Consider the following 12,608-nt stretch of genomic DNA (forward strand, 5'->3'; position numbering starts at 1 on the left):
TTCTCGCTGCAGGGCGGAGGCAAAATCGACGGGGTAAAACAACAATGTCTTATAAATTTGAAGAAGGTAAAGATGTATTAATTGAAGCCATTGTAGATAAAATTAAAAGCTCTATGATTGGTGATCAAGCTGAATTCTGCGCCGAATTTGCCAAACAGTTATATGGTACTGTGGCTATGGAAGATCTTAGCGCATGGAAGCTGGATGATCTTTATGGTGCTGTAGTTAATTTTTGGTCCTTGATTAATGAACGTGCGCCACATGAAACAAAAATAAGAATTTATAATCCAGATTTTGAACGGCACGGCTGGCAAACAACGCATACTGTAATTGAAGTGATTTGTGATGATATGCCTTTTCTGGTTGATTCAATTCGTTTGGTAATCCATAGAATGGGATTATCCTCTCATTTAACCATCCATATGGGCGGAATTCGCGTTAAAAGAGATAAAGATAATAAAATTTGTGAAATTTTAGCACGTAATCAAGTGAGCACTGAAACTGGAATACTTCATGAAGCTCCTATATTTCTTGAAATTGATCGACAGACTGATCCTGAAATGCTGGAGCAATTGCATAAAGGATGCGAAAGAGCACTTGAAGATAATAGAGTTGTTTTTGAGGACTGGGAGAAAATGCGCGCAGCAGTTCGCGAGGCAATTGCTGAGATCGATAAAGTTTCTTCCGTGCTCGATCCGGATGAAGTAGAGGAAACGAAGGCATTTTTACATTGGATTGAAGATCATCATTTTACTTTTTTAGGAATGCGAGATTATGAACTGGTGCAAAAAGGTAAAGAAACAGTATTGCAAGCAATACCTGATACAGGATTAGGGCTTTTACGTGAAAACGTTACAAAATCAATGGCACGTAGCATTTCTGCAATGGCTCCTGAGGCGCGAGAATTTTCTTTATCTCCTCGCATTTTAGTGACATCAAAAACCAATACACTAGCAAGCGTCCATCGCGATGCTTATACCGATTATATTGGTATCAAGCGTTTTAACGCGGAAGGAGATGTTATTGGGGAGCGAAGAATTATTGGTTTATATACTTCTGCTGCTTATCATACTAACCCCAAACAAATTCCATTTTTGCGTCGTAAAGTAGCGCTCATTATGGAAAACTCTGGACTGAATCCCAGAAGTCATGCAGGTAAAGTTTTATTAAATATCCTTGAGACTTTGCCTCGCGATGATTTAATTCAGGGAACTGAAGATGAAATTCTCGAAATCGCGATGGGTATTTTTTACATGCAAGATAGAAAACGCATTCGTTTGTTTGCTCGAATGGATGTGTATCATCGTTTTGTTTCATGTCTGGTGTATGTTCCTAAAGAAAGGATCAATACAGAATTAAGAATGACTATGAAGAAAATTCTTGATGAGAGTTTTAACTCGATTGAGACTACATATTCGCAACAGTTTACAGAATCAGTACTAGCACGCGTTCATTTCATTATTAAAATTAATCCTCAATTGCCTCTTGAATACGATTTAAAAGAAATTGAAAAGAAACTGATCGAAGCAGGACGCTCATGGGCAGATGATTTGCAAACTCATTTATATGAGTCCTATGGAGAGGAGCAAGCAAATTGCTTATATGCCCAGTATAAAAATGCCTTTCCTATTGCTTATCGTGATATGTTTTCTGCTAGAACAGCAGTATATGATATTAAGCATATTGAAATGCTTACATCTGAAAATCCTTTAGGAATTAATTTTTATAAACCTTTAGATGAATCGGAAAATAGTTTTAGGCTAAAGGTTTATCAACATGATTCAACAATTCCACTCTCGGATGTTTTACCTATTTTGGAAAAGCTTGGCTTACGTGCGATTAGCGAACGTCCTTATCCATTAAAGTTCGATGATGGCAAAGTTACATGGATTAATGATTTTGCTATGCAATATAATAAGTCTACCGAGTTCGATCTTGATGAAATTAAAGAACTATTCCAAAATGCGTTTGCTAAAGTTTGGTTTGGGGAAGCGGAAAATGATGGATTTAATCAGCTCGTTTTAGCAGCAGGCCTAAATTGGCGTGAGGTAGCTGTTTTACGTACCTATGCTAAATACTTTAAACAAATTGGCATTACCTTTAGCCAAGACTATATGGAAATGGCTTTAAATAATAATGTTGCTATTGCTAAAAAATTAGTAAAGCTGTTTGAGATTCGCTGCAATCCAGCGGACGATCCTAATCGAGAAGATCGTTTTACTGATTTATCTATTGAAATTTTAGCTGATCTTGATGGAGTATCAAATCTAGATGAAGATAAGATAATTAGACAATACATCCATGCTATTAGTGCAACATTGCGTACTAATTTTTATCAAATCAATAAAAATAACCATCATAATTCTTATATTTCTTTAAAATTGAATAGCAAAATTATTCCGGGCGTACCAAAACCTCATCCAATGTTTGAAATTTTTGTTTATTCGCCTCGTTTTGAAGGAGTGCATTTACGTTGCGGCAAAGTAGCTCGAGGAGGCTTACGTTGGTCGGATCGAAGAGAAGATTTTCGTACAGAAATACTTGGCCTAATGAAAGCACAACAAGTAAAAAACTCAGTAATTGTACCAAGCGGTGCTAAAGGCGGATTTGTACCTAAATTGTTGCCTGTTAATGGCACTCGAGAAGAAATAATGGCTGAGGGAATCAGTTGTTACCAATTATTTATTCGAGGCTTATTAGACATTACTGACAATTATATTGATGGCAAGGTAGTTAAACCTAAAAATGTTATTTGTTTTGATGAGGATGATCCGTATCTTGTTGTGGCTGCTGACAAAGGTACAGCGACCTTTTCTGATCTTGCGAATGCAATTTCTCAAGAGTATGGTTTTTGGCTAGGAGATGCTTTTGCTTCTGGCGGCTCAGTAGGTTATGACCATAAAAAAATGGGAATTACTGCTAAAGGCGCTTGGGAGTCTGTAAAACGCCATTTCTATGAGTTAGATATAGACATTGAAAACAATGATTTTACTGTTGTTGGTATTGGTGATATGGCTGGGGATGTGTTTGGTAATGGAATGTTGTTATCAAAACATATCAAGTTAATTGGAGCCTTTAACCACATCCATATTTTTGTTGATCCTAACCCTAATGCGGAAGAGAGTTTTAAAGAGCGTGAGCGTTTGTTCCATTTACCACGCTCAAATTGGTCTGATTATGATAAAAAGCTAATTTCTAAGGGAGGAGGAGTTTTCAATCGTAATGCTAAATCAATTCCTGTTAGTAAGGAAATGCAAGCCGCTTTAGGCATTAAGCAGACTGAAATTGAGCCTAATGAATTAATTAAAGCGATTTTAAAAGCGAAGGTTGATTTGCTTTGGAGTGCCGGAATTGGTACTTATGTAAAAGCAAGCACTGAGTCTAATACCCATGTTGGCGATAGAACTAACGATGCAACCCGAGTTAACGCAAAACAACTCCGTTGTAGGGTTGTAGGTGAGGGGGGTAATTTAGGTTTAACTCAATTGGCGCGAGTCGAATACTCTTTAAATGGTGGAATGGTATATACCGATTTTATCGATAACTCTGGTGGAGTAAATTGTTCTGATAAAGAAGTAAACATTAAAATTTTACTAAATAGCATTGTGGCAAGTGGCGATTTGACACCCAAACAACGAAATGAACTTTTAATGGAGATGACGGATGAAGTGAGCAGGTTAGTTCTGAGAGATAATTTCTTACAGACGCGAGCAATCAGTTTAACTGCATCTCAACCTCTGCAAGTCTTAGATTTGCAAAGTCGCTATATCAATGAGTTAGAGCGAACAGGAAAAATTGATCGTAGTCTAGAATACCTACCCGACGACAAGGCGATCATGGAGCGCAAATTAATGGGTAAAGGATTGATGCGCCCAAGTATTGCAGTTTTGATGTGCTATAGTAAAACGATTTTGAAAGAACAAATTTTGGCATCAGGCGTTCCGGAAGAAGCGTATATGGAACATTTTTTAACTAGTTCATTTCCAGTACCGTTGCAAGAACGTTTTAGTAAACAAATGCAATCACATCCATTAAGACGAGAAATCATTGCCACAAAATTAAGTAACATTATAGTTAATGAAATGGGCTTTACTTATGTTTATAGATTACAGGATGAAACTGGAGCACCTGTCTCTGCAATTGTCAAAGCTTATATCATTACTCGTTCCGTTCTTAATTTGGAATCTGTTTGGAAACAGATCGAAGAACTAGGGACGAAGATAAGTGCTAAGCAACAAATTGAAATGATGATGTTGTATTCCAGACTTGCAAGACGCATTACTCGTTGGTTCTTGCGTAGTCAACGTAAAGCGGTAGATATTTCAGAAGTAGTACAACTCTATGCAGATGGAGTAGTTGCACTGAAAAAATCAATTCCTTCTATTTTGAGCGAAGAGCGACGTATTCATTATCAAACTCATTATCAAAAGTTTATTGATGAAGGTATTTCGCCCACCTTAGCTCACGAGCTAACTATATCTCGTGGTTTATTTGCGGCAACTGACATGGTTGAAATTGCTTATAAGAGAAATATGAGTGTCGCAAAGGTTGCTGAAATTTATTATGGAGTAGGTGAGTTCTTAGATCTTGCCTGGATAAGAAAACAAATTATTATCCATCCTAGCGAAAATCATTGGGAGTCCTTATCTAGGGAAGCATTACGAGATGATCTAGACTGGCAACAACGTCAACTTACAGCTGGATTAATTAATTATGATAGCGATAACCCTGATTTAGATGCTCGTCTAACTTCCTGGGGTGAATCCCACAGGGCATTACTTCAACGATGGCGTTACATTTTAGCAGATCTGAAAGCAAGTACAGTTCTAAACTATACTATGTTTTTTGTTGCAATCAGAGAGTTGTTGGATTTAACTCAAACGACAGTACAGTCCTATGCATTGGAAGAGCAGGAGGCATAGAATATCGTTATTAGTGGTAACGAGGATAAAATAAATGAACCTGGGTTTAGGCTTCATGCCTTTACCTGAATAACTAAATGATATCCACTTAAGGAAAACTGACTCCTGTTCTTTTGTAGCACGGATTAAGCAAAGTCCCAATCTGGGGAATTGAGGTACAAAATTCCCAGGTTGCGACTGCGTTAAATCCTTGCTACATGCACTATGTTATATCTAAAGAGCATCGTTTTTTAAGCTATTACGAATCGCAAGGAAATAATGCCTTATCATTTTTAATCTTAATTGTTGTTTTCAATAATGATTGGATTATTTACTGACAAATGTGGGACGAGCTTTAGCAATGGGAAATGAATGCAGCTGAAGTGACATAAAAAACATCTACATGTTTTTTATGTCAAACTGAGGATTACTAAGGTACCTTTCTAGTTTTTTCACCTGTATAAAGCTGACGAGGTCTGCCTATTCTTGATTTTGTAGCCACCATTTCCATCCAATGACTCATCCAGCCTACCGTACGTGCAAGGGCGAATACCACAGTAAACATATTTGTGGGGATACCTATAGCACTTAATGTTAATCCCGAATAAAAATCAACATTAGGATAAAGCTTTTTCTCAATAAAATAATCATCTTCAAGAGCAATGCGTTCTAACTCCATTGCTAGCTTGAATAAAGGAGCATCTTTTGCACCCACAGCTTCTAATACATCGTAGCAGGTTTGACGCATTACCTTAGCTCTTGGATCATAACTTTTATATACACGATGACCAAAACCCATTAAACGGAATGGATCATCTTTATCTTTTGCTCGCTTAATATAATGTTGAATTCGATCTACACTGCCGATTTCTTTGAGCATGTTTAAGCAGGCTTCATTTGCACCGCCATGCGCAGGACCCCATAATGCCCCTATGCCTGCAGAAATGCACGCAAAAGGATTAGCACCTGTAGAACCGGCAAGTCTTACGGTTGAAGTCGAGGCATTTTGCTCGTGATCTGCATGTAAAATAAATATAGTATCCATTGCACGTACAAGCACTGGATCGGGCGTTGATTCTTCTGTTGGAACACTAAACATCATGTGTAAGAAGTTTTCAGCGTAGGACATCTTATTTTGAGGATAAATATAAGGCAACCCTATGGAGTATTTATAGCTCATCGCTGCAAAAGTAGGCATTTTTGCAACCATACGAATCGCTGAAATAAAACGATCTTCTGCATTATTCAGATCCATAGTGTCATGGTAGAAAGCAGATAGAGCGCCAACCATTCCTACCATAATTGCCATAGGATGTGCATCACGACGAAAACCATTTAAGAATTGATACATTTGTTGATGTACCATAGTATGGTTATTAATTAAGCCAACAAATTTTCTCTTTTCTTCAGCATTAGGTAACTCGCCATTAAGTAAAAGATAACTTACATCAAGAAAATCTTTTTTCTCAGCAAGTTGCTCTATTGGATAGCCTCGATAGAGCAAAATACCTTTATCGCCATCAATATAGGTAATTTTTGATTCACAGGAAGCAGTTGATAAAAAGCCTTGATCAAAGGTAAATACGCCACGAGCACCCAATTGTGTGATATCAATCACATCGTTACCTAAAGTTGGTGTATAAACAGGTAATTCAAGCGGCTCTTGGCCTTCAATATTGAGTTTAGCTATTTTTTTAGTCATTGCTACTCCTGATTAAGGATTCTTATTGTTTGTGGGTGGCACTATATAAAAATGAGCACTTACAGTCAATTTTATTATGGTTTAGAATTTGAAAGAATTACAGTAGAAAATAATAAAATTATTGAGATAATGTTGTAGTGCAGCATGAACCATAGTTTCTACCTACTAAATTTAAAATTATTAAAAGTTTTCTACTTTTCACTTAGTCATATTTAGTACAGACATTTAATTCAATGCGTCTGTATGCTATTCTTCATCATTAAAATTTTTCATCAAGGATACGTCCAAACTATGGTTTATCTAGCGAAAGAAGTCTTGCCAGTTAATATTGAAGATGAGTTAAAGCAATCCTACCTGGATTATGCAATGAGTGTCATAGTAGGCAGAGCCTTGCCTGATGTACGTGATGGACTTAAGCCTGTTCATCGACGCGTTCTTTACGCGATGAGTGAATTAGGTAATGATTGGAATAAACCTTATAAAAAATCTGCACGTGTTGTAGGGGATGTGATTGGTAAATACCACCCACATGGTGATACAGCAGTTTATGATACGATTGTTCGTATGGCACAGCCTTTTTCGATGCGCTATCTTTTGGTAGATGGTCAGGGTAACTTCGGTTCAGTTGATGGTGATGCCCCAGCAGCAATGAGGTATACCGAAGTAAGAATGTCTAAAGTCGCGCATGCTTTGTTAGCTGATTTGGAAAAAGAGACGGTCGATTTTAGTCCTAACTATGATGAAACCGAATTTGCCCCGGTAGTATTGCCTTCAAGAGTACCTAATTTATTGGTGAATGGTTCTTCCGGTATTGCCGTAGGAATGGCGACTAATATTCCACCCCATAATCTTACTGAAGTGATTAATGCATGCATTGCTTTAGTTGATGATCCTGAAATTGGTTTAGAAGAGATTATGCAAATTATTCCTGGCCCTGACTTTCCTACTGCTGCCATCATTAATGGTAGAGCTGGAATCATTCAAGGTTATCGTACAGGAAAAGGACGCGCTATTATTCGAGCGCGAACAGAAATTGAAACTGATGAAGATTCTGGTCGTCAATCGATCATCATTACTGAACTTCCTTATCAAGTGAATAAAGCACGTTTGGTTGAGCGAATTGCTGAATTGGTAAGAGACAAGAAAATTGAAGGAATTTCCGGCTTAAGGGATGAATCAGATAAGCAAGGAATGCGTGTCGTTATTGAGTTGAAACGACAAGAAATTGCAGATGTTATTTTAAATAACCTATACACGCAAACTCAAATGCAAAATGTTTTTGGAATTAACATGGTTGCATTGGTTGATGGACAACCGCGTACTTTGAATTTGAAACAAATTTTAGAGTATTTTATTAAACATAGGCGTGAAGTAGTAACGAGACGAACTTTATTTGAATTGAAAAAAGCGCGAAGTCGCGCGCATTTGTTAGAGGGGCTAGGAATTGCTTTAGCTAATATCGATGAGATGATTGCTTTAATTAAACAGTCACCAACTCCTCAAGATGCAAAACAAGCTTTACTTGCAAAACTATGGCAACCAGGTTTAGTTAAAACAATGTTGGAGCGAGCAGGTTCGGATGCTTCACGTCCTGATGATTTGGCAGCTGAATTTGGTTTGAGTGCTGAAGGTTATAAGTTATCAGAGGCACAAGCTCAGGCAATTCTTGAGTTAAGACTTCATCGCCTCACTGCTCTTGAACAAGATAAAATTTTGGACGAATTTGAAGAGTTATTAAAGCTTATTCGAGAATTATTAGAAATATTGGCCTCACCAGAACGGTTGATGCAAGTCATTCGTGATGAATTTGTTGAAATAAAAACTCAATTTGGTGATGAGCGTCGTACTGAAATTATTGAATCCCAAGAAGACTTAACTATTGAAGATTTAATTACCGAAGAAAACGTTGTTGTAACATTATCCCATCAAGGGTATGTTAAGTATCAACCAATTACTGCATATCAGGCCCAGCGTCGTGGAGGCAAAGGAAAATCTGCTACAAATGTTAAAGATGAAGATTTTGTTTCTCGTTTAGTTATTGCAAGTACCCATGATACTTTGCTCTGCTTTTCGAATCATGGAAAACTATACTGGTTAAAAGCTTATGAGCTACCTTTAGCGAGTCGTATTTCTCGTGGCAGACCAATAATTAATATATTACCACTTGCTGAAGGAGAAGAAATTAATGCCATGCTTCCGGTAAGAGAATATTTTGACGGATATTATGTATTTATGGCAACAAAAAAGGGTACCGTTAAAAAAGTACCTTTAAATGCCTTTAGCAGACCACGATCTAATGGAATTATTGCTGTAGATCTGGATGAAGATGATAGTTTGGTTGGTGTGGATATTACTGATGGCAGCAAAGATATTATGTTGTTTACTGATGCGGGTAAGGTTGTTCGTTTTGATGAAAATAAAGTACGACCTATGGGGCGTACTGCCCGTGGAGTGCGAGGTATTCGTATCGAAGAAGAACAGGCGGTAATTTCTTTAGTTGTTGCTCATCCTGACGGAACTATCTTGACTGCAACAGAAAATGGCTATGGTAAACGTACTTCAATTGATGAGTATCGCGTTTCTGGACGTGGGGGGCAAGGCGTAATTTCAATTCAGGTGAATGAACGTAATGGTAAAGTGGTTCGCTCAGTGCAAGTAACTGATGCAGATGAAGCCATGCTGATCACCGATAAAGGCACATTGGTGCGCTTTAAAGTCAATGAATTATCGGTTATTGGCAGAAATACCCAAGGTGTTCGTCTTATTAATGTGAGTTCAGGTGAAAAAGTAGTTGGAATGCAAAAAATTGAAGACTTAGGCGAGGATTCCAATGATATAAATAATGATGCAGTTGAACTTGAAGAAAGTAGTGATGACAACTCGAGTATATAATTTTGGTGCTGGACCTGCGATGCTTCCGGAGTGCATACTTCGAGAAGCTCAAGCAGAGTTCCTTGACTGGCAAAATTTAGGTATCTCTGTTCTTGAGGTTGGGCATCGTAGTTCTGAGTTTATGACCTTATTAAACAATGCGGAACAAACACTAAGAGAATTATTAACTATCCCTGAAAATTACCAGATCCTCTTTTTAGGAGGGGCTGCTCGTACGCAATTTGCGATGATTCCCATGAATCTTTTGCATCCGTATGAACAAGCAGGTTATGTGGTTACTGGAATATGGTCACATATAGCTTTTTCTGAGGCGCAGCATTTGAAAAAAGCATATTGTATCGTCAATAGTGAAAAAAATGGCTATAAAAGTATTCCTTGTCCGCAAGACTGGGACATCAATGAAAATACCGCTTATGTTTATTATACAGCCAATGAAACGGTGAATGGTGTTCAGTTTTCCTATGTGCCTCCGATTAAAGGAATTCCTTTGGTTGCTGATATGACTTCTTCTCTACTGAGTGAGCCTTTGGATGTTAGTAAATTTGGTTTGATTTTTGCGGGTGCGCAGAAAAATATAGCTAATGCAGGTTTAACTATAGTGATTATACGGGATGATTTATTAGAAAGAGTGCCAAATCCTCCGGTACCAACTATGCTTCATTATAAAACTCAAGCGGAACATCATTCCCTTTATGCTACTCCGCCGGTATTTAATTGTTATCTAGCCGATAAAATGTTTCGTTGGATAAAAGCACAAGGTGGAGTTGATGCAATGTATCGGCTCAATTGCCAAAAGGCAACTAAATTATATCAGTATTTAGATAGTTCAGAATTTTATAGTACTGACATAGATAATGAAGCGCGCTCTATGGTGAATGTCTGTTTTTCTCTTAAGAATGCTGGGTTAGAAAGTGAATTTCTTAGATTGGCACAATTAAGAGGTTTATATGCATTAAAAGGTCATAGGTTGGTAGGTGGGATTCGTGCGAGTCTTTATAATGCCATGCCTATAGCTGGAGTAGATGCTTTAATTGAATTCATGTCTGAATTTGCAAAGGAAAATAGCCTGTGAAAATACACAATTTTATAAGCAAACCTGTTGCCTCGATAAAAGGAGAAATTGCTGTCCCTGGTGATAAGTCGATATCACATCGCTCCATCATTTTTGGTTCCATTGCAAAAGGAACAACGGTTATTAATGGATTTTTAGATGGGGATGATTGCCTCGCCACCTTGAAAGCATTTCAAGCAATGGGCGTTACAATAGAAGGCCCTGATGAACAACAAGTAGTGATTTATGGTGTAGGGAAACATGGTTTAAAAAAACCAGAACAGGTCATTGATTGTGGAAACTCAGGAACCAGTATTCGGCTATTAGCTGGATTGTTAGCAGCACAATCTTTTGATAGTCAATTAACTGGAGATGAGAGCCTTTTGAAAAGGCCGATGCTGCGAATTAGCAAACCACTTGCTTTAATGGGGGCTGATATTTCAACAGTTGATGGAAAACCACCGATTACTATTAAGGGTGGAAAAAAACTTCATGGAATCGATTATGTCATGCCAGAAGCAAGTGCCCAAGTTAAGTCATGTATTTTGTTAGCTGCTCTGTATGCCGAAGGCGAAACATCGATCACTGAAACAGGGGTGAGCCGTGATCATACAGAGCTCATGCTAAAAAATTTTGCCTATCCAATAAATCGCTCAGGAAATACCCTGATAATTAATTCTGATCATGAGTGCGTAGCTACTGAAATATATGTTCCTGGCGATATTTCTTCAGCTGCATTTTTCATTGTTGCAGCAACAATTATACCTGGATCGGATATACTCATACGCAATGTCGGGATTAATCAGACACGTACGGGAATTATACACATCCTGTTGGAAATGGGGGCTAAGATCACTCTTTTAAATCAGCGCCAGCTTGGCGAAGAGTGGGTTGCTGATCTGCGCGTTCAATATGCTCATTTGAAAGGAATTAATATATCTGCAAATATGGTTCCGCTTGCAATTGACGAATTTCCTGTTATTTTTATAGCCGCTGCTTGTGCTCGTGGACAAACTACTCTTCGTGGTGCAAGTGAGTTACGTTTTAAAGAAAGTGATCGAATTGCTGCTATGGTTGATGGTCTAAAAAAATTAGGAATTCAAGCAGAGGCATTAGATGATGGCATTTTCATTGAAGGAGGCACTTTACAAGGAGGTATTGTTGAAAGCAAAGATGATCATCGTATTGCTATGTCTTTTGCTGTTGCAGGAGCTGTAGCTAGTGCCCCAGTTACTGTTAGAAATTGCGCTAATGTAGCTACCTCATTTCCTTTGTTTGTAGAAACAGCCAAGCAACTTCAACTTCAAATAGAGGAAACAGTTGATAATGTACAATGAAAATGTACCTGTAATAACCCTAGATGGACCAAGTGGAACTGGTAAAGGAACTTTATGTCAGTTGCTTGCAAAGCATCTGAAATGGAATATGCTTGATAGCGGTGCAATTTACCGTGTCTTAGCCTATGCCGCGAGAAAAAATAATATTGTTCCCCCTGATCCAAAACAATTAGTAGTACTTGCTCGTTCTCTTAATTTACGCTTTGATTTTTCAGATGAGTATGGTTCACGCGCAATTCTTGATAATGTAGATGTCAGTCGTGAAATTCGAAGTGAGCAATGTGGCCAGGACGCATCACAGATCGCCGCTATTCCTGAAGTAAGAGAAGCTTTGCTTGAACGTCAACGTAATTTTGCTCAACCCCCAGGTCTGGTGACTGATGGTAGAGATATGGGTACTGTAGTTTTCCCTAATGCTATTTTGAAAATATTTTTATATGCGAATCCAGAAGAAAGAGCAAATAGACGATATTTACAGTTGAAAGAAAAAGGAATTAATGTTAGCCTCGCGCAGGTTGTAGAAGAATTGGCTACGCGTGATGTAAGGGATACTGCACGAACGCATGCGCCATTGAAACCTGCGGCTGATGCAGTACAAATTGATACAACCAGATTATCCATTGTACAAGTGTTCGATAATGTATTAAACTTAATTAATGAACGTCTATACAGTGTTTAAGTGTTTGTTGGGGGAAAGGTGAGTGGGACTCATTCTTTCGTTTTTT

The 12,608-nt window shown here is 38.0% G+C and carries 6 protein-coding genes; 5 read left to right on the forward strand and 1 reads right to left on the reverse strand.

Annotated elements, in window-relative coordinates; all coding sequences use genetic code 11:
* Positions 1–44 precede the first annotated feature (44 nt).
* The gene (locus EL220_RS07940; RefSeq protein ID WP_027269894.1) at positions 45–4,922 is read left to right on the forward strand and encodes an NAD-glutamate dehydrogenase; all 4,878 of its coding nucleotides are present in this window, start codon (positions 45–47) and stop codon (positions 4,920–4,922) included.
* Between the two features lie 409 nt (positions 4,923–5,331).
* On the opposite strand, the gene gltA is transcribed toward EL220_RS07940, so the two are convergent.
* Positions 5,332–6,603 (reverse strand): citrate synthase, encoded by a 1,272-nt coding sequence (gltA, locus tag EL220_RS07945; protein WP_027269895.1) that lies wholly within the window; start codon positions 6,601–6,603, stop codon positions 5,332–5,334.
* A 291-nt stretch (positions 6,604–6,894) separates the two neighbouring features.
* On the opposite strand from gltA, the gene gyrA reads away from it, so the two are divergent.
* The 4 genes from gyrA to cmk are packed head-to-tail and all read left to right on the forward strand — an operon-like array spanning position 6,895 to position 12,562.
* Complete coding sequence (gene gyrA, locus EL220_RS07950; protein ID WP_027269896.1) at positions 6,895–9,495, forward strand: DNA gyrase subunit A; 2,601 nt, start codon at positions 6,895–6,897, stop codon at positions 9,493–9,495.
* Entirely contained in the window at positions 9,476–10,567 is a 1,092-nt protein-coding gene (gene serC, locus EL220_RS07955; protein WP_027269897.1) for a 3-phosphoserine/phosphohydroxythreonine transaminase, read from the forward strand. The genes gyrA and serC overlap by 20 nt, the downstream gene beginning before the upstream one ends.
* Entirely contained in the window at positions 10,564–11,883 is a 1,320-nt protein-coding gene (aroA, locus tag EL220_RS07960; protein WP_035905649.1) for a 3-phosphoshikimate 1-carboxyvinyltransferase, read from the forward strand. The genes serC and aroA overlap by 4 nt, the downstream gene beginning before the upstream one ends.
* Positions 11,873–12,562, forward strand: a complete 690-nt coding sequence (gene cmk, locus EL220_RS07965) for a (d)CMP kinase (protein WP_035905651.1) — start codon at positions 11,873–11,875, stop codon at positions 12,560–12,562. The genes aroA and cmk overlap by 11 nt, the downstream gene beginning before the upstream one ends.
* Positions 12,563–12,608 lie beyond the last annotated feature (46 nt).

The organism is Legionella sainthelensi, assembly GCF_900637685.1.
Taxonomy (GTDB): Bacteria; Pseudomonadota; Gammaproteobacteria; order Legionellales; family Legionellaceae; genus Legionella; species Legionella sainthelensi.

What these genes read in the sequence shown, in the direction of transcription:
- EL220_RS07940 (WP_027269894.1), top strand. Translation starts at nt 45, where the DNA reads ATGTCTTATAAATTTGAAGAAGGTAAAGATGTATTAATTGAAGCCATT.
- cmk (WP_035905651.1), top strand. Translation starts at nt 11,873, where the DNA reads ATGTACAATGAAAATGTACCTGTAATAACCCTAGATGGACCAAGTGGA.
- gltA (WP_027269895.1), bottom strand. Translation starts at nt 6,603, where the DNA reads ATGACTAAAAAAATAGCTAAACTCAATATTGAAGGCCAAGAGCCGCTT.
- gyrA (WP_027269896.1), top strand. Translation starts at nt 6,895, where the DNA reads ATGGTTTATCTAGCGAAAGAAGTCTTGCCAGTTAATATTGAAGATGAG.
- serC (WP_027269897.1), top strand. Translation starts at nt 9,476, where the DNA reads ATGACAACTCGAGTATATAATTTTGGTGCTGGACCTGCGATGCTTCCG.